Raw genomic sequence first — 18,705 nt, 5'->3', positions numbered from 1 at the left:
AGAAAGCGATTGATTGAGCCAGGCCTGGCTATTTTTAAAACGGAATCACCGGCCAAAAAGGCCCTGATGCACCAATCACCACCGCAATGACCCCCAGCATCAGATTAATGGCAATCACTGGTCGCATTCTCGTATTCATTATATGCCCGGCTTCCGCAAACTCATACTGTGCCATCCGTATTTTGAATTTAGCAAACGGCCAGAAAAACAACCATGTAAACAAACCAACCATCACCCAGCCAATCCATTCCATCAACTGTAGATATAACGGAGCCTGTTCAATCGGCCCGAGACGCGTTAACCAATCCCAATACCCTGAAATCACTAATACGAAGATGAAAAACCAAACCCAGCCAAAAAAACGTCGAAAAACTTTTTCCCACAAAATAAGGCGTTCTCTTGATTCTAAAGAAGCCGCTGCGGGCCTTAAAACACGATATGCAAAGAACATTCCGCCAACCCAAATCACTGCGGCAATCGCATGCAAAGAGCTCAAGATCATCGTTTCCCAGTTCATGTCTTTCCTTTCTAAAATGTTTCATATGATTAAACCCTAAGCGCTTTGCAAAATCAAACCCATCTATCAAAGCAAACTACAAATGAATACAAGCAATTGATTCAATTGAACTTTTTTATTTAATCGGTTTTTAGTTTTGCTTCTGTTACAATATCTTCCATCTCTCGGGGTGCACACCAAAGTGCTGAGACGACTAAGTGGAAACCAATTTCCCGGCTGTCGGGCCCGTTGAACTTGATCTGGTTAAAGCCAGCGTAGGGAAGAGAAGATTCTAAGGAAACACACTCCGATTGTTTTCTGTAGATTGCTTTTAAATACCTTTGAGCGAGAAGATTTTTTAGTAAAAGTCTTTCGCATCAAGTAGAGACAGGGACTTTAAAAGCAATCATCACGTCCCTTTTTCTACTTTTCAACGGTATGACAAGTGCATGATCTTAATGACTAAGATTTTGCCCATCTTTTTACGCTGTTTTTTTCATCCTTTGAACGAACGAAAAGTGAGAAAAACATGAGTACTTTTAAAAATGCGCTCCCCGCTTCAAATGACATCCTGACCCGTGACCCGTTACCGGCTTCCCATAAAACTTATATTTCTGGTGAAATTCACCCGGAAATCAAAGTACCGATGCGAGCCATTACCTTAACAAACGATGAGATCGTAACCGTTTACGATACTTCAGGCCCTTATACCGACCCAAATATAGAAATTGATGTGGCGCAGGGCATTCCAGCAATCCGCAAAGATTGGATTGCCAACCGTGGCGACGTGGAAGCCTACGAAGGCCGCATTATCGATCCAAAAGACAATGGTTATAAAAACCGCACGCAAATGGAAACCGCCATTGCCGGCGCTTCAAGCTTAATGCGTCAACCAATAAAAGCAAAACCTGGACATAACGTGACCCAACTGCACTATGCGCGTCAAGGCATTGTCACACCTGAAATGGAGTTTATTGCTATCCGCGAAAACCAACGCCGCGACATGACCCGTCGTTATCTCAATGACCCTGAACGCGAAGCCCGCTTAAAAGGCGAAAATTTCGGCGCCAATTTACTAGAAGACATCACCCCTGAATTTGTTCGGAAAGAAGTAGCCGAAGGCCGTGCCGTCATTCCAGCCAACGTCAATCACCCGGAATCTGAGCCGATGATTATCGGTCGCAACTTTCTGGTAAAAGTAAATGCCAATATCGGAAATTCCGCCACCACATCTTCCATTGGCGAAGAAGTTGAAAAAATGGTTTGGGCTACGCGTTGGGGCGCCGATACCGTCATGGACTTATCTACTGGACAAAACATTCACACCACTCGTGACTGGATTTTACGCAATGCGCCTGTGCCCATTGGCACCGTACCGATTTATCAGGCTTTGGAAAAGGTCAATGGGGTTGCTGAAGACCTAACCTGGGAAATATTCCGAGACACCTTGATTGAACAAGCGGAACAAGGAGTCGATTACTTCACCATCCATGCCGGTGTGCTTTTACGCTACGTTCCGATGACAGCGAAACGCGTCACCGGTATTGTGTCTCGAGGCGGCTCGATTATGGCGAAATGGTGTATTGCCCACCACAAGGAAAACTTCTTATACACCCACTTTGAAGATATCTGTGAAATTTTAAAGCAATATGACGTGTCTTTCTCATTAGGCGACGGACTTCGTCCAGGATCTGTCGCAGATGCCAACGACGAAGCACAAATTTCTGAACTCAAAACCCTAGGTGAGCTGACTCAAATAGCCTGGAAACATGACGTTCAAGTCATCATTGAAGGGCCTGGGCATGTACCGATGCATATGATCAAAGAGAACATGGACAAACAATTGGAATATTGTCATGAAGCGCCTTTTTACACGTTAGGCCCTTTAACAACGGACATCGCCCCTGGTTATGACCATATCACCTCAGGGATTGGCGCGGCCATGATCGGTTGGTTTGGAACCGCCATGCTGTGTTATGTGACACCCAAAGAACACCTTGGCTTGCCTAACCGAGATGATGTGAAAGAAGGGCTGATCACCTACAAACTGGCTGCTCATGCGGCAGACATTGCTAAAGGCCATCCAGGTGCACGATCAAGAGACGATGCGCTCAGTCAGGCCCGCTTTGAATTCCGTTGGGAAGATCAGTTCAACCTAGGACTAGACCCTGAAAAGGCGCGTGCATTCCATGATGAAACCTTACCGAGAGATTCGGCTAAAGTGGCGCATTTCTGTTCAATGTGTGGTCCAAAATTCTGTTCGATGAAAATCTCACAGGAAGTGCGTGACTATGCGGACAAGCAAGGATTATCGACTGAAGATGCCGTTAATAAAGGGATGGAAGAAATGTCTCAAACCTTTAAAAACCAAGGCAGTGAAGTATACGTTAACGTCGAAGATATCACCAAAACAGGTTCTTAATCTCGATTATTCAGATCGTTGCGGCGCTTATTGTCGCAACGCGAGGAGTTGATTATGACAACACACACCATCGGCATTGCCGGGGCAGGACTTGTCGGTCGTATTTTAGCGTTGAACTTAGTCAAATCAGGTCACAAAGTAACCTTATTTGAAAAAGATTCGTATGCGTCTGAAAATGCGGCCGGGTTGGTGGCTGCAGGCATGTTGGCGCCTTTTGCCGAACTTGAAACGGCCGAGTCCGCCATATTTGATGCCGGCCTGCGATCCATTCAGCTTTGGCCTGACCTGTTGACACAGATAAAGATTCCGCAGGCGTTTCAAAAACAGGGCAGCTTAATCACGGCTCATCGATCGGACATGCCTGAGTTAATGCACTTTATTACCCAATTACAGTCAAAAATTCCAGCTGCCGCCTCGATAGAGACATTGGATCAAACAGGAATTGCGGCTTTGGAACCGGATCTCGCTCAGCACAGAAAAGCATTTTTTCTGCCGACGGAAGCGCAAGTCAATGCGCAGCAGTTCATGGAAAAAAGCACGCTTTTCTTACAGGAACACCCCTCTGTTCAATGGAAAACTCATCAAGTTGTGTCCCGAGTATCGGACGGTCAAATCGAAACCAATGAAACCTGTGTTGATTTCGATTGGGTCTTTGATGCCCGAGGCTTGGGCGCTAAGCCCGATATTGCCGATCTTCGTGGTGTCAGAGGGGAGGTTTTTTGGCTCGACGCACCGGATGTATCCCTTTCTCGACCGGTGCGTTTAATGCACCCGCGTTATCGAATTTACATTGTGCCACGTCCCAACCATCGTTATGTGGTGGGCGCCACTGAAATTGAAAGCGAAGATCAAAGTGACATGTCTGTGCGCTCCAGTTTGGAGTTGCTTTCAGCCGTTTACAGCGTACATTCCGGGTTTGGAGAAGCGCGCATTGTGAAAATGCTCACTAACTGTCGCCCGGCATTAAAAGATAATTTACCGCGAATCCTGCATGAAAATAAAACCACCCGTATTAATGGCTTATATCGCCATGGCTATCTATTAGCCCCTGCCGTGGTTGAACAAGCTTTAAACGAAATCCCTTTCATGTCTGATTCTGCGGCTTAGCCTTACTTACAAGGAAAGACACATGACCACCATTACTGTTCAGATCAATGATGAGATAAAGGCCATTCCGGCCTCGTTGTCTTTGACCGATCTGTTAATTCATTTGGGCTATCAGGAACACAATTTTGCAGTTGCCATCAATGAAGCTTTCGTCCCCCGCAGTCAGTATAAAAACACATGCGTACAAGCCGATGATCGCATCGAAATTGTCGCACCCATGCAAGGAGGTTAAATGAACCAGATGTCTGAACATTCTCAAAAATCGTCTCCCATGTCATGGACGGTGGGCGGAAAAACTCTGAATAGCCGTTTATTAATTGGCTCGGCCCTTTACTCCTCTCCTCAAGCCATGCAAGGAGCGATTGAAGCCTCTGGTGCTGAAATTGTCACTGTCTCATTACGTCGGCAATCAGCAGGAGATCAAGCCGGAAAAACGTTTTGGAACATGATCAAGTCTTTAAACTGCCATGTTCTGCCCAATACGGCAGGTTGTCATTCGGCCAAAGAAGCCATTACCACCGCTCAAATGGCACGTGAAGTGTTTGAAACCAACTGGATCAAATTGGAAGTGATTGGCGACCAGTACAACCTGCAACCGGACCCTTTCGAATTACTGAAAGCCACTGAAACTTTAGTAAATGAAGGCTTTGAAGTCTTTCCCTACACAACAGACGACTTAGTCTTAGCCCAACGCTTAGTAGACGCAGGATGTAATATTTTAATGCCTTGGGGCTCGCCAATCGGTTCGGGCAAAGGGCTGATGAATCCTTACAACCTGAACGCAATCCGACAGCGATTTCCCGAATTAACACTCATCGTCGATGCCGGCATTGGCAAACCGTCTCACGCCGTTCAAGCGCTGGAAATGGGTTATGACGGTATTCTGCTGAATTCAGCCGTGGCATTATCACCCAACCCTGTGAATATGGGAAAAGCATTCAAGTCCGCTGTTGAAGCGGGCGTGTATGCATTTGATGCTGGAACCATGCAGGAAAGGGATTTGGCATCGCCTTCAACCCCGGTGCTTGGCACACCTTTTTGGCACCAAAATTAACCAGGCCTGGCCGTTTTAAGGAACTATCATGCAATTTCGATCCTGTCACTCTCCTGAAGAACCACTGGGCATTTACCCGTTGGTCGATCGCGCCGATAAATTAAAACGCCTTTTTGAGGCAGGTATTACTACCGCACAAATTCGTATCAAAGATTTAGCCGGCCAGCGACTGGAGCAGGAATTGATACAAGCCGATACTGTTGCAAAGTCCTATCAAGCCAGACTGTTCATCAATGACTACTGGAAAATGGCGCTCCAACTCAACAGTTATGGTGTGCACCTAGGACAAGAAGATGTGCTCGATGCCGACCTACCTGCAATCCATCAGGCGGGAATCCGATTGGGCGTCAGCACACATACCCCAGCAGAAATTGATTCGGCATTAACAATACAGCCCTCTTACCTTGCGATCGGACCCATTTTCGAAACCCAGAGCAAACAATTATCTTATCCAACAATCGGTTTAAAGAATCTGCAGCACTGGGTAGAAACATTGGATGTTCCAGTGGTTGCCATTGGGGGGATTCAGCGGCATAATCTTAAAAATGTCATACAAGCAGGTGCGAACGGTATCGCCATGATAAATGGACTCAACCAGCCAGGCTGTACGGCGATGGAAAGTGTAAAAAATCTCATACACATATTTGATGAAGCCTATCAAACAAGAGCGTTGTCTTATGTCTAACCACACGCCCACCGTGTTGAGCATTGCAGGGTCTGATCCTTATGGCGGTGCCGGTATTCAAGCGGACTTAAAAAGCATCCATGCCTTAGGAGGCTATGCGTTGACCTGCATTACCGCTCTCACTGCACAGAACTCTCAAGGCGTTGCACACGTTGTTGCGACCTCGGCTCAGACTTTAAGCCATCAGCTGGATACCTTATTGCAAGACATCAAGGTAGATGCTGTCAAAATCGGTATGCTCGCTAATGCAGAATTAATTAACGTTGTCGCTGACAAAATCGCACAGTACTCGCTCAAAAATATCGTGTTAGACACCGTTCTCATAAGCTCCAGTGGCCACCCTCTCTTGGAAGAAAGCGCCGTTGACTGTTTAATAGAGCGACTCTTTCCCATCGCCACGATTATTACGCCCAATTTACCTGAGATCAATCACCTCTTGGACAAAGATTTTCATAACATCGAACCAAAGATTGACACAATCCGTGATGCTTTTTTTAAACTGGGTGCTCAAGCGGTAGTGGCAAAGGGAGGACATGGTTCCGAGTCAGACCTTGCCACTGATGTGCTGCTTCAACCGAATTACCCTCCGATGCCCTTTTCAAGCCCACGCATTCAAACCTCTCATACGCATGGCACCGGGTGTAGTTTTGCATCCGCCATTGCCACTTTCCTTGCTCAAGGTCAAGACTTGGCCACCGCTGTCCAGCAAGCCAAACACCAAATGCATCAGTGGTTTACTCAGAGCGAATCACTCCAATTACAATATCAGTCCAACCTTGGACATCGCAAAGAACCCTTGCTACATTTGGACATGATAACTGGGCAATCAAACGAGCAATAAGATATTTCGTTTCATCCTGCCTTTTTGCTAAGATTAAACTTCTTATTCTGAAAGGTGATGATTATGGATTCCCCTTCCAACCCCAATATTAAAGCCGTGTTTTTAGATCTCAGTGGTGTTCTCTATATCGGGACGAAAGCCCTCCCCGGAGCAGTTGAAACGGTTCATCACTTGAAACAGCAAGGCTTTATTCTGCGATTTGTCACCAATACGGCCAGCCAACCCAGTGAAATGATTTTGCAACAACTGATTCAGCTGGGGTTTGATGTAAACGAAACGGAACTGTTTACCGCACCAAGGGCTGCCAAACAGTACCTTTTACACCATCAATTGCGACCATACTGCTTAATTCATACCCTTTTAAAACCTGAATTCGAAGATATTGATCAAACAGACCCAAATTGTGTATTGCTAGGCGATGCGCAGGATGATCTGACTTATCAAAACTTGAACAGAGCCTTTAATTTGCTGGAACAGGGTTATCCTTTAATTGGCATCGGCAACAATAAATATTACAAAGATCCTGAAGGGTTCAAGCTGGATGCAGGTGCCTTTATTCATGCCTTGGAATGGGCCAGTGATACGCGTGCCATTATTACAGGAAAGCCGGATAAAACTTTTTTTGACGAGGTCGTGGCTTCGACAGGCGTGCCTGCTAATCAATGTTTAATGATTGGAGATGATGTCCGCGGGGATGTTGAAGGTGCCATCAATGCCGGCTTGCAGGCAGCACTGGTTCGCACAGGGAAATTCAAACCCCATGATGAAACACTTCTGCCTGATACGGCTTGGATATTTGACAGCATCCAAAAGCTTTCTTTGTCATAAAATACGATTAATGCTTTCAAATGAGTTTAAAATACTTAAATTATTCTACAAAATGGATTTTATATGAAACCTTTTTACACCATTATCTTGAGCTTGTTTTTGGTTACCCTCTCCGCCTGTTCCAATACTTCAGATCCAGGACCTTTAGCAGGCAAATGGCAACTCACAGGACAGGTCGACATGACCGTCAGCTTTCGCCCTGGTGAAACTGAAGCAAAAGGCGTCGTCGAAAAAGTACGTTATAAAATTGAAGGAAAGGATGTTCTGGTGACCTATTTAGAAGGCATGGCCAAAGGCATGACCATGCGATATACCCTGATTGATGACCAGACAGCCATCACCAACTTGGGCACCTTAAAGAAAATACCGTCTAATCACAGCACAGTGCATTAAACGATTGATTAATAAAACATGTGCTTCACATGGAACATGAAGCAGAATATGCTTTTATTTCAAAATCATCGGGCGCATGGTCACCAGCTCTTCCGAAGAGGAAGGGTGGATAGCAATCGTGGCATCCAAATCAGCTTTGGTTGCCCCCATCTGAACCGCAACGGCAAACCCTTGCAACATCTCATCTGCCCCATCGCCTACAATATGAATACCGACCACTTTTTGCTCCTCTCCGACACAGACCAGCTTCAAAGCCGTTTTAATCTGATGTTCTGTAAAGGCATAGCGCATGGGTGTAAAAACAGAACTATAAACCTGTACATTATCATGCCCATACTGTTTACGGGCATCATGTTCTGCCAACCCAATCACCCCGACAGGTGGATGAGAGAAAACCACCGTCGGAACTTTCGATAGATCCATCTTCAACTCGGGCTGGTTATTATACAAACGCTCCGCTAAATAACGACCGGCGCGAATCGCGACCGGCGTCAATTGAGCCTGTCCTGTCACATCACCAATCGCATAGATATTCGGCACTTGGGTTTGGTGATAATCATTCACATCAATAAAACCTCGTCCATTGGCCGAAATACCGACCTTATCTAATGCCAACGGTTCGGTCAAAGTTTCACGCCCCACGGCCCAGATAACTTCGTCAAAGCCTTCTAAATGCTGACCGTCCTCAGATTCGATTGTCAAAGTGCCATCATCGGCTTTCATCAGCTTTTTCACTTTGAAGTGGTATTCTTTGTGAATGCCGCTTTCAATCATGGCATCGGTTAACGTTTCGCGCACCATATCGTCGAACCCTCTTAACACAAGGTCTTTTCGACTGATAAGCGTAGTTTGAGTGCCCAGTGCCTGTAAAACCCCGGCAATTTCAACGGCGATATAACCACTACCGATGACCGCGACTTTGTTAGGCTGTTCTGTTAATGCAAAAAAACCATCGGACGTAATCCCCAGGTCGGCATTTTCTGTTTCATTAGGAATAAAGGGCGTGCCGCCAGGTGCAATCACGATGGTTTCTGCCGTCACCAACTTCCCATCGACTGACACCGTATGCTCATCAACAAAGCTGCCCCAGCCTTCTAGTACGTCAATGCCTAACTCTTTGAAGTAGCCACCATACCAAGTGGTGATATTCGAGATATATTGCTCACGGCGTTTTACCAGTTCCGACCAATCAAATCCTTTTCGTTCCACGTGGAACCCAAAGTCGGGCGCATCTCTTAAAGACTCGGCGATATGCGCACCGAACCACATGACCTTTTTAGGAACACATCCAATGTTTACGCAAGTGCCACCCATTTTTTTGGCTTCAACCACTGCACATTTTTTGCCATATTCAACCGCTCTTTCCACAACGGATAAGCCACCACTTCCTGCCCCAATGGCAATCAGATCATAATCATATTGCATGTGTCTTCCTCTTCTAAAAATAGCTATTTATCTTTGTGTTATTTGGATAAATAGTTATTCTTCTAAAAAATTCATTTTAATAAAAAAAACCACCAGGCCTGGTGGTTTCTTTATCTCTAAAGGACGATCGATTATTTAGCTAAATACGCTTCCAAATCGTCAGATCCGCCAATATGCTGTCCTTCAATAAAGACTTGCGGAACCGTATCTGCATTGGCGACGGCACGTAATGTACGTGACGTTACATCCGCATGAGAAACCGTAATTTCTTCATACTCAACTCCAGCATCTTCCAACGCGGCTTTCGCTTTCGCACAGAAAGGACAACCTGGCTTGGTAAAGATAGTCGCCACTTTCTTAGGTTGAGCGTTCGGATTGATGTATTTCAACATGGTATCCGCATCCGATACTTCGAATGGGTCACCAGGTACATTCGGCTCGATAAACATCTTTTCAACAACGCCGTCTTTCACCAGCATTGAATAACGCCATGAACGCTTACCAAATCCTAAGTCTGCTTTATCAACCAGCATGCCCATGCCTTCTGTAAACTCGCCATTCCCATCTGGAATCAAAGTCACATTCGTGGACTCTTGATCTTTTGCCCACTCATTCATAACAAACGTATCATTAACAGATAGACATACAATTTCATCTACACCGTTTTCAAAGAAAACCGGCGCAAGTTCGTTATAACGAGGTAAATGAGAAGATGAACACGTTGGCGTAAAGGCTCCCGGCAAAGAGAACACAACAACCGTGCGGCCTTTGAAAATATCATCACTTTTTACATTGACCCACTCATTGTTTTGACGTGTTGGCCAGACAACACTTGGAACAGCTTGACCTTCTTTGTTTTCTAATGCTTGAGACATACTTTTCTCCTTAGTTAAGGACTTAGCCGCTTTTAAAGTAAACGCTAAGTTTTTAAAAACAGTTAATGTTGAATACAAAGCCCATTCTATGTGAAAACATAAATAAGTAAAATTAATTGTTTTAACCAAAATGATAGCTTTTAACTATCATTAGTCATGAATGACGGTCAATCCCATTATTGCATAGGAGCAGATTGCAATTCACGCATAAACAATTCCAAGCTACCCGTTTCTTGGGCGTACTTCATAATCACCCCCAACAAAGCTTGATCTTCCTGCTTTGAAGCGATTCGTGCAGCCAGTTGAAACTCATGCCCTGTCACCTCGCCTGAAAAAGCATTGGCTTCCAATAAGGCTGCAAGCGCGCCAACATTCCCTAACAAACAAGCGGCTTGCAAAGGCTTGACCGATACCCCTTCTGCATCCTTAGCCACTTCTTGTTGAGGCGACACAAAATGCTCTTGGATCAATACCTTCATCATCCAGTAATTCATTTCAGGTGCTTCTTGGCTTTCCAAGACGTTCATAAAAATCTCATTGGGATCCATCTTATGCTTCTGAATCAGCGTCTGAACTGTTTTGGAAAAAGGATCACGTGTCTCTGGTTTTAAATCTAATAAATTCATGTCTTTTCTCTGTTAAATCTTGTTACTTATTATAACTACTACACTGTTTGACCAGCCGCAAACCCTGATGACCAGGCCCATTGAAAGTTATACCCCCCGAGATGACCTGTTACATCCAACACTTCACCAATAAAGTAAAGGCCGGGCACATTTTTGACTTCAAAATTCTTAGACGATACTTCATCGGTATCGACGCCCCCTAAAGTCACTTCTGCCTTGTCATAACCAGCAGTATCACTGGGATACAGTATCCAGTGTGTTATCTGTTGCGCAAAACGCTCAATTTCTTCGTTAGGTAAGTCAGCCAACTTGGTTGCAATCGGATACATTTCCAGCCAGGCCTGGGTAAATTTCTTCGTCCAGAATTGTTGAAGCCAACGTATTAATGACGCATTACTTTGCTTTAACTGCATCAACTCCGCCAGAACATCTACGTTTGGCAACAAGTTAATTTCAATGGCTTGACCCGGTTGCCAATAATTGGAAATCTGTAGCACGCCTGGCCCACTGATGCCCTGATGGGTAAACAGCAGGGCTTCTTCAAACGATTTTTCAGTCTGTTCATTGTAGGTACTGATTTTAACATCCAGCGCAATCCCACTCAGCTTTTGACAAAAGTCTCGCCATTTCCCTTTTAAAGTTAACGGCACTAACCCCGGTCGGACAGGCACTTGCCTTAAGCCAAACTGTTCTGCGACCTGATAACCAAAATTGCTGGCTTTAAGCTTGGGAAAAGACAGTGCACCAGTGGCAATCACCAACGATTGACATTCAATAAAGCACTCATTGGTTTCAATTCGAAATGCGGCTTCATCAGGCGTTTTAGGTGTTAATTTTGCAATAGACTTCACTGAGGTCTTTAATTGCAGGGTCACGCCCGCCCAATCACATTCGGTTTTCAAAATGTGAATTAAATCTCCAGCGCGATGGCAGCAAAACAACTTCCCAAGCTCCCGCTCCTCATATTCCAGCCCATGCCGATCAACCAAATCGATAAAATCCTGAGGCTGATAGCGGGCTAATGCACTTTTTACAAAGTGCGGATTTTGGCAAATAAACTCATTCGGCGTAACCACCTGATTGGTAAAATTACACTTCCCACCGCCGGAAATTCGAATTTTCGCCGCCGCTTTAGGGGCATGATCCAATACCCAGACCTTTCGTCCACGATAACCCGCAGTGGCAGCGCACATCAATCCCGATGCGCCGGCACCAATAATCAGCACATCCGTGGTATTCGTCTTCAACCGCATTCTCTAAATAAGTTCAAACGAAGCTTCTCGCTTATTGGCTTCACAGATCAAAGCATCCAATCCTTTTTGAGCGTCGGCTTCATACCCTTCCACCCCAAGTTCAATTGTCCGGTCACCTTGTTCTGAAATACTTGGCAAACTGAATAGACGCAAAGTCGGAAACTCGATTTCAAACGCCTCCATAAAGGTGACCCACTCTGATTCATGCCCATCAATCAATCGAATGGTTTTTTCCACTTTAGGTTCCAGTTTTAGATGCGGATAATATTGATTCAATACCCATTCCATCATCGGCTTAGCCATCATTGGAAACCCTGGCATAAAGTGGTGATGCCGAATTGAAAAGCCGGGTACTCGATTATAAAAATTAGGGATGATTGTCGCCCCCTTTGGATATTCCGCCATTCGAATACGTTGAGGATAAGCGTCTTCTCCAAACTGAGCTTCAATTTCTTTAACCCCTTCCGGGTGTCGCTCAATCGGTAGCCCTAATGCTTTTGCCGCTGCTTGGCGGGTTCTGTCATCCGGTGTCGCGCCAATTCCGCCAAATGAAAACACGATATCTCCCGATTCAAAACTGGCTTGGAGCGTATCCACCAAGAAACCGGGTTCATCTCCTACGATTTTGACCCACGCCAGCTCCAGCCCTCTGGGTCTTAATAAGGTATTGGCTTGGCTCAAGTGCTTATCTTGCCGCTTGCCTGACAACACTTCGTCTCCAATAATCAACAAACCGATTTTTTGATCCATGTTTTTCTCGTTTACCCTGCTTTCATTCAACAATGTTTATTCACCTGTTTCGCAGCATTTTTTCGTTTTGCGAAAGCGTCTATTTTTTCCGCCATGAGCTTAGAGTTAATAGGCTTGGTCATATAGTCATTCATACCCGCTTCATAACATTTCTCATCATCGCCAGCCATCGCATTAGCCGTCATTGCAATAATGGGAATGTCTGACAAAGGATTGTCCAGAGCTCTAATGGCACGCGTAGTCTCATACCCATCTTTCACCGGCATTTGACAATCCATTAAAATCAAATCATAGGGGGTTTGAGCCAGTGCCTCCAGAGCTTCTTGTCCATTGGCGGTGATATCAGCCTGATACCCCATTTTTTCTAACAGTGCGACCGCCACTTTTTGGTTAACCAGGTTATCCTCTACCAGCAAAATTTTAAATGATTCCATTCTGCAACGACTCCTAACAATCGCTATGTTTCTGTTTTTGTCACATTATAAACGTGATTCGCTTCCAGCACTTCCGGCGTCCAGCGCGCAAGTTCTGTTCGGATTTCTGTTAACAGCTTTTCTTTATTCGTCACAGGCAAGTGCGAGATAAACACCGGAGGTCGATAATCCAATTTTTCTAGGTCTAATTTGAGTGCACTAGGGTAATAATGCTTGGCTAATTCACTAAGCGCCTTATCCTTTTTCGAAAACTGACTATCCATAATCAACATATCGACGGAAGGTAAATTGTTTAAAGCACGCCAAAAATCATCGTTCTGAAAACAATCACCACTAAAGGCAAACGCTGCGTCCTCATTTCCGATCCAATATCCTGCTGTGGGTACAGAATGATAAGCAGGCAAAACCACCACCTGCTTATCTGCTAATGACAGGACATCGCCATATTTTACGATGTTTAACTGTACACAAGGGCTGTCATGTGATGGCAATACGGTAAAATCTGGCCAAATCACATCATTAAAAATATGATTTTTAAGCGCATCAACAGTATGGCTCAGCGCATAAACCTGAAGGGTTTGATGCGTGCTGCCAATAAGATTCTTCAGTAAGAAAGGCAGATGAGAAATATGATCTAAATGACTGTGTGTTAAAACAATCGCCTCGATTTGCTGCATCTCTTCATAAGTCAGAGATTCCACACCTGTTCCGGCATCCACCAACAATGTCTGGTCCACTAAAAACGCAGTGGTTCCTTGTCCTGGCGAAATGCCGCCACTACACCCTAAAATTCGTAACTGCATTCTCAGTAACCTGGATTATTATGAGCCATAATTTGACGCAATAGACGCCTTCTAACACAATTTACATTATAAATAATTTATGTCAAACTGAGCTACCGTTTTCAAAAGGTTTCCAATGAACGCCTCTTTACTCGAAAAGATTGAACAACTCAATCAAGTCGGCATCGCACTCTCAGCTGAAAGCGACACTCCCACGCTGTTACAACAAATATTAACCAGTGCCCAGACTTTAACGCATGCTGATGGAGGAACGCTATACCGCATAATCGATCAAAACATGCTCCATTTTGATGTGGTTCAGAATACCTCTCTTGGTATTCGGCTTGGCGGGAATCATTCTGAGCCGATTACGTTTTCAGCAATTCCCTTAACACTGTCCTCGGGTAACGAAAATCTAACAACCGTTTCCAGCTATGTCGCAATTAAGGGTGAAACGGTTAACCTGAAAGATATCTACACTGCACAGGACTTTGATTTCTCTGGCGCCTTAGCATTTGACCAGCAATTTCATTACCGCACACAATCGATGCTTACCATTCCTCTGAAGAACTTCGACCAAGACGTCATCGGTGTATTACAACTGGTCAATGCGACCGACAAAGAAGGGAAGGTTATCCCTTTCTCAAAGGAATCGGAAAGCTTAGCGCGATCTTTGGCTTCACAAGCCTCTGTCGCACTGACCAACCGTCAACTGATTAATGAACATAAGCAACTTTTTGAAGCCTTCAGCAAGATGGTTGCCGATGCGATTGATAAAAAATCTCCTTACACTGGTGAACACTGTCAAAGAGTTCCGGTAATTACTATGATGTTGGCGGAAGCAGCTTCCAATTCAAACCATCCTGATTTCAAAGATTTTCAGATGGATGAAAGTGATTTTTTTGAATTGGAAACCGCTGCCTGGCTCCATGATTGCGGCAAATTAACCACGCCTGAATACATTATGGATAAATCCACTAAACTTGAAACTGTATTCGACCGCATTGAGCTCATTAAAACCCGCTTAAATTTAAAAGCTTTTCAATCATTGGTCAAGCAACACAACATTCCTCTAGAAGAGATCAAAGCCTCGCAAAAAAAATATTATGAACTCTACCAACGGATCCAAGACATCAATATAGGCAAAGAGTTCTTCACAGAAGCATCCGCAACATTTTTAGAAACCGTTCAATCTGAAACTTTCCAAACACTGGAAGGTACTGAAAACCCCATGCTGAGCGAGAATGAATTTCTTAACCTCAATATTAGCCGAGGCACCCTCAATGATGAAGAGCGGACTATCATGCAGGATCACGCCGCTATGTCGATTCACATGTTGGATATTTTGCCTTTCCCTAAGGAATTACAGCGCGTATCCGAATACGCTGGCGGCCATCATGAAAGAATGGATGGTAAAGGCTACCCGAACCAACTGACACGAGAAGAACTTTCAATCCCTGCCAGAATCATGGGTATTGCCGATATTTTCGAGGCTTTATCTGCCGGCGACCGCCCTTATAAGAAAGCCAAGACCCTTTCTGAAAGCCTACGAATTTTAGGGTTCATGAAACAAGAAGGACACATAGACCCGGATTTATTCAACCTGTTCATTAGAGAAAAAGTCTATCTGACCTATGCCAAGGCTTACCTGACCCCCGAACAGATTGATGAAGTAGATCACAGTCAGATCCCTGGGTTTGAAGAAAGTTAATCCGAACGTCAAAAATAAAAAAGGCTCCTTTAAGGAGCCTTTTTAAAACACATCAAATCTTACTGAAAAGCCACTCTCACACCAATATGAAAACTGTCATCCACTTCATAGTTAGTGTTGTTGAATTCCATATTAAGTTTTCTATAACCGACATAACCAACCGCACTTGGCAAAATTCTCATTTCAACACGGGCATTGAATTCTGAAGCCGTATCAGCGTCTCCAGACGTGACAATAGCCGGCGCATAAAGGTATTCCATCGCAACCGCTGCTGGAATTTCAGTCGGCATCCAATAACGACCCAACCCACCGATCATCAGACCGTAACCATCTCGATTGTTTTTATCTTCATCAATATAAAACAACTTACCTTTTAAACCTAACTCAAGATTTTTATTTCCTAGCAAGCCTTTTCTAGCCAAACTTCCGTATATATCTAAAAAACGATCGCTTTTACTGTTAAACAGAAAATCCGCCCCCAGATTCGTCAATTCATGAGGGGTTTCACGCAAAGAATAAAGTCCAATATTCCCGGCATCATTAGACAGCGATAAATCCAGACCGGCATTCCCTTCAATCGCATAAGCCCCCATTGAAAGAGAACCCATCCCGACGATTAACATACATTTACGTAACTGCTTAAACAATTTCATACTTACTCTGCTCCTTTTTGCGCATTACTGATTCTTTCTACGGATTCTGAAATACCATCTCCAGTCTCCTGAACTTTATCGAAGGCTGATTGTGTCGACTCCAGACCTGAACTGATAATCTCCCGACTACCAAACCAATCAAACATAATGGCTAAGATGATGACCCCTGCGAGTATCAAAACAATTTTCATACAGATTCCTTATAAAAGATGACGATAGTAAGGGTAGTTTACCTAAACGATACTTTAAAATACATTTTATGGTGATTATTTTATGCGATTCCAACCATGAGAATATTGGAAACAGTCTTAAAAATCTTAATTTATTAAAAATGCTCTTTACAGCATCCCTTTTCCGCTTCGCCAATGTCGAATTGCAAAACGGGCTGGGTGCACGGCATGATACAAACTTTTTGGCATTACCTGCGCATTCCCCGATACCATCGCGCCAATGATTTCTGCTGCCAGAAACACAGACATCAAGCCGCGTGCACCATGCCCATTCGAAACATACAACCCAGGCTGATACTGCTGTTCAGCATAACGATACACCGCATGAGTATGAGACTGCTCAAAATAGGCCTTTTTCATCCATTCGAAATCAGGCACAGCTCCAATCACGGGCAGATGATCCGGCGTTGTGGGACGAAACCCCACTTTACCCGCTGTCACGGTAGAATCTGCCAACCATTCCGGCAAAGCTTCTTTTGCCAAACGCTGGTTCTCTACATGAGAGGCTTCAGACATTGTCGGCGACCGATCAGGGGCTTCAAAAGTTGCTCCACTGATTGCCGTGTAGGGCGATTGTGCGCCAAAATCACCACAAACAGAATAACCGCGATGCGTTACCGTTGTCTTTAACATGCCTTTCAAATCTTCTGGTTCAAAATGAGACACCTGCCCTTTTACTGGACGAATGGGTAAATTCAATTGATTGTTCAAAATTTCATTTAAAGCACCCGTCGCCACGACGACGACATCGGCTTGGTAAGCGGCACGGATTGTCGAAACTTGCCAGGCCTGGCTGTTTTGAGTTTTTAGTGGTTGCATGTCAACCACTGTTTCTTCCAGGTTTAAGTCAATCGCTTCGTGTGCCAAACACTGAGCCACCACCGAAGCCGGCTGAACCCAGCCAGCTTCTGGAAAAAAAAGCCCTTCATGATCGGTTTTTTGACCAATCAAATCACTGGCTTGTTCCGAGTTACACCAGTAGGCAAAAGACTCCGGCAAACCGACCCTTTGTAACGCTTCTTGTAAGCGTTGGTGCATGGTTTCAGTCATGGCCAATTGCATCAATCCATTTTGCTGACCCACAATATGGTTTGATTCAAACCAAGGCTTTAGCCAACGCAAACTGCTTTCGAAACCTTTCAAATAAAACTGACTGCGTAGATTCCAGTCTGCCGTCACCAAAGGGTGAATCGCACCGGCCAGATTACCGGAAGCTTGCTGCGAAACAACGGCTTCTTGCTCCAAGACCGTCACCGACAGTCCTTGAGTGGCTAACTGGTACGCCACCGTTGCACCGGCCAACCCGGCACCGATTACAATCGCTTTTTTGGGAGAAGGGTTGATATTTTTAGGTTTTTCGAACCAAGGCGTTTTGGAAGAAAATGGCCGTGGGTGCACGTAACGCCCAAAACACATTTCCCGCTTTTGCGCATAGCCAGGGGCTTTTTCAACTTCAAACCCATGTTTTTCCAGCCCTCTTCTCACTTCTCCCGCTGCGGTAAAAGTAGCATAGGTTGTGTGTTCATCACTCAAACGAGCCATCTGTAAAAACAATTCCGCTTGCCACATACCTGGATTCTTTCGCGGCGTAAACCCATCCAAAAACCAAGCATCCACTGGACCATCAAACTCCGGCAACCCCTTCATCAAATCGCCAAACCAAAGCGTTAATCTAATGCGCGGGTCAGACATGAACACATCATGCCAACCGGGTAAAGGAAGCGGATAAACATTTAATAACGCACTAGAAAGCTCTGTTAATTCTCCAAACACTTGATGCGCTTTTGCCAACTCAGATTGCGTCAATGGAAATTTTTCAAATGAAATAAAATGCAGATGCGCATCAGCTGGCGCTTTTTCCAACCAAAGCTGACAGGTTTTTAGAAAGTTCAGCCCCGCGCCAAACCCTGTTTCCATAATGCAAAACCGACTGTTAGGAGATAAGTCTTCAAATCGCGGGGCAAGCTGATTATGCTCCAAGAAAATATAATCCACTTCCGCTAACCCATCTAATCTGGAGTAATACACATCGTCAAACATGGTCGATACGGGCACACCTTCCTCAGACCAGGTAATTTGCGCACGCTCAAGCTTAGGTGTGAATTTTGAGCCGTTAGAACAAGCAGATGAAGTTGACATT

20 protein-coding genes and 1 riboswitch are annotated in these 18,705 nt (G+C 44.8%); of the genes, 9 read left to right on the top strand and 11 right to left on the bottom strand.

Annotated elements, in window-relative coordinates:
• Nucleotides 1-34 precede the first annotated feature (34 nt).
• The gene (locus GHNINEIG_RS00690; RefSeq protein ID WP_135794873.1) at nucleotides 35-517 is read right to left on the bottom strand and encodes a CopD family protein; all 483 of its coding nucleotides are present in this window, start codon (nucleotides 515-517) and stop codon (nucleotides 35-37) included.
• 155 nt (nucleotides 518-672) lie between these two features.
• A riboswitch (TPP riboswitch) is annotated at nucleotides 673-795 on the top strand.
• 230 nt (nucleotides 796-1,025) lie between these two features.
• On the opposite strand from GHNINEIG_RS00690, the gene thiC reads away from it, so the two are divergent.
• From thiC to GHNINEIG_RS11710, 8 genes are all read left to right on the top strand, one after another.
• Nucleotides 1,026-2,918, top strand: a complete 1,893-nt coding sequence (gene thiC, locus GHNINEIG_RS00685; protein WP_135794872.1) for a phosphomethylpyrimidine synthase ThiC — start codon at nucleotides 1,026-1,028, stop codon at nucleotides 2,916-2,918.
• Nucleotides 2,919-2,972: 54 nt separating this feature from the next.
• Nucleotides 2,973-4,025, top strand: coding sequence for an FAD-dependent oxidoreductase (locus tag GHNINEIG_RS00680; RefSeq protein WP_135794871.1), 1,053 nt, complete (start codon nucleotides 2,973-2,975; stop codon nucleotides 4,023-4,025).
• 22 nt (nucleotides 4,026-4,047) lie between these two features.
• Nucleotides 4,048-4,257, top strand: a complete 210-nt coding sequence (gene thiS, locus GHNINEIG_RS00675) for a sulfur carrier protein ThiS (protein ID WP_135794870.1) — start codon at nucleotides 4,048-4,050, stop codon at nucleotides 4,255-4,257.
• Nucleotides 4,258-5,079, top strand: a complete 822-nt coding sequence (locus tag GHNINEIG_RS00670; protein ID WP_189636900.1) for a thiazole synthase — start codon at nucleotides 4,258-4,260, stop codon at nucleotides 5,077-5,079.
• 28 nt (nucleotides 5,080-5,107) lie between these two features.
• A complete protein-coding gene (gene thiE / locus GHNINEIG_RS00665; RefSeq protein WP_135794869.1) occupies nucleotides 5,108-5,764 on the top strand; it encodes a thiamine phosphate synthase in 657 nt (218 codons plus the stop codon).
• Nucleotides 5,757-6,605, top strand: coding sequence for a bifunctional hydroxymethylpyrimidine kinase/phosphomethylpyrimidine kinase (gene thiD / locus GHNINEIG_RS00660; protein WP_189636899.1), 849 nt, complete (start codon nucleotides 5,757-5,759; stop codon nucleotides 6,603-6,605). Before thiE ends, thiD begins: the two co-directional genes overlap by 8 nt.
• A 63-nt stretch (nucleotides 6,606-6,668) precedes the next feature.
• Entirely contained in the window at nucleotides 6,669-7,433 is a 765-nt protein-coding gene (locus GHNINEIG_RS00655; protein ID WP_135794867.1) for a TIGR01458 family HAD-type hydrolase, read from the top strand.
• 63 nt (nucleotides 7,434-7,496) lie between these two features.
• Nucleotides 7,497-7,826: a hypothetical protein gene (locus tag GHNINEIG_RS11710; RefSeq protein WP_223260904.1), complete on the top strand. Its 330-nt coding sequence runs from the start codon at nucleotides 7,497-7,499 to the stop codon at nucleotides 7,824-7,826.
• Between the two features lie 54 nt (nucleotides 7,827-7,880).
• Here GHNINEIG_RS11710 and gorA read toward each other — a convergent pair whose 3' ends face one another.
• The 7 genes from gorA to GHNINEIG_RS00615 all read right to left on the bottom strand — a co-directional run bounded on the left by gorA (nucleotide 7,881) and on the right by GHNINEIG_RS00615 (nucleotide 13,992).
• Nucleotides 7,881-9,251, bottom strand: coding sequence for a glutathione-disulfide reductase (gorA, locus tag GHNINEIG_RS00645; protein ID WP_135794866.1), 1,371 nt, complete (start codon nucleotides 9,249-9,251; stop codon nucleotides 7,881-7,883).
• Between the two features lie 131 nt (nucleotides 9,252-9,382).
• Nucleotides 9,383-10,126: a glutathione peroxidase gene (locus GHNINEIG_RS00640; protein WP_135794865.1), complete on the bottom strand. Its 744-nt coding sequence runs from the start codon at nucleotides 10,124-10,126 to the stop codon at nucleotides 9,383-9,385.
• Nucleotides 10,127-10,302: 176 nt separating this feature from the next.
• On the bottom strand, nucleotides 10,303-10,752 hold the full coding sequence (locus GHNINEIG_RS00635) for a hypothetical protein (protein WP_135794864.1): 450 nt from the start codon (nucleotides 10,750-10,752) through the stop codon (nucleotides 10,303-10,305).
• 38 nt (nucleotides 10,753-10,790) lie between these two features.
• Nucleotides 10,791-12,005: a BaiN/RdsA family NAD(P)/FAD-dependent oxidoreductase gene (locus tag GHNINEIG_RS00630; protein WP_135794863.1), complete on the bottom strand. Its 1,215-nt coding sequence runs from the start codon at nucleotides 12,003-12,005 to the stop codon at nucleotides 10,791-10,793.
• Between the two features lie 3 nt (nucleotides 12,006-12,008).
• Entirely contained in the window at nucleotides 12,009-12,755 is a 747-nt protein-coding gene (locus GHNINEIG_RS00625) for a competence/damage-inducible protein A (RefSeq protein WP_135794862.1), read from the bottom strand.
• Nucleotides 12,756-12,781: 26 nt separating this feature from the next.
• Entirely contained in the window at nucleotides 12,782-13,189 is a 408-nt protein-coding gene (locus tag GHNINEIG_RS00620; RefSeq protein WP_135794861.1) for a response regulator, read from the bottom strand.
• Nucleotides 13,190-13,212: 23 nt separating this feature from the next.
• On the bottom strand, nucleotides 13,213-13,992 hold the full coding sequence (locus GHNINEIG_RS00615) for an MBL fold metallo-hydrolase (RefSeq protein WP_135794860.1): 780 nt from the start codon (nucleotides 13,990-13,992) through the stop codon (nucleotides 13,213-13,215).
• 115 nt (nucleotides 13,993-14,107) lie between these two features.
• Here GHNINEIG_RS00615 and GHNINEIG_RS00610 point away from each other — a divergent pair, with 115 nt between their 5' ends.
• Nucleotides 14,108-15,682, top strand: coding sequence for an HD family phosphohydrolase (locus tag GHNINEIG_RS00610; protein WP_135794859.1), 1,575 nt, complete (start codon nucleotides 14,108-14,110; stop codon nucleotides 15,680-15,682).
• 59 nt (nucleotides 15,683-15,741) lie between these two features.
• Here GHNINEIG_RS00610 and GHNINEIG_RS00605 read toward each other — a convergent pair whose 3' ends face one another.
• From GHNINEIG_RS00605 to mnmC, 3 genes are all read right to left on the bottom strand, one after another.
• Nucleotides 15,742-16,335: a YfaZ family outer membrane protein gene (locus tag GHNINEIG_RS00605; RefSeq protein ID WP_135794858.1), complete on the bottom strand. Its 594-nt coding sequence runs from the start codon at nucleotides 16,333-16,335 to the stop codon at nucleotides 15,742-15,744.
• Nucleotides 16,336-16,337: 2 nt separating this feature from the next.
• The gene (locus tag GHNINEIG_RS00600; protein WP_135794857.1) at nucleotides 16,338-16,526 is read right to left on the bottom strand and encodes a hypothetical protein; all 189 of its coding nucleotides are present in this window, start codon (nucleotides 16,524-16,526) and stop codon (nucleotides 16,338-16,340) included.
• Nucleotides 16,527-16,673: 147 nt separating this feature from the next.
• Complete coding sequence (gene mnmC / locus GHNINEIG_RS00595; RefSeq protein WP_135794856.1) at nucleotides 16,674-18,704, bottom strand: bifunctional tRNA (5-methylaminomethyl-2-thiouridine)(34)-methyltransferase MnmD/FAD-dependent 5-carboxymethylaminomethyl-2-thiouridine(34) oxidoreductase MnmC; 2,031 nt, start codon at nucleotides 18,702-18,704, stop codon at nucleotides 16,674-16,676.
• Nucleotide 18,705: the final 1 nt, after the last annotated feature.

Source organism: Hydrogenovibrio crunogenus, from assembly GCF_004786015.1.
GTDB classification, from domain to species: Bacteria; Pseudomonadota; Gammaproteobacteria; order Thiomicrospirales; family Thiomicrospiraceae; genus Hydrogenovibrio; species Hydrogenovibrio crunogenus.
The sequence above is the reverse complement of the archived record's forward strand: the minus strand, read 5'-3'. Positions and strand labels throughout refer to the sequence as shown.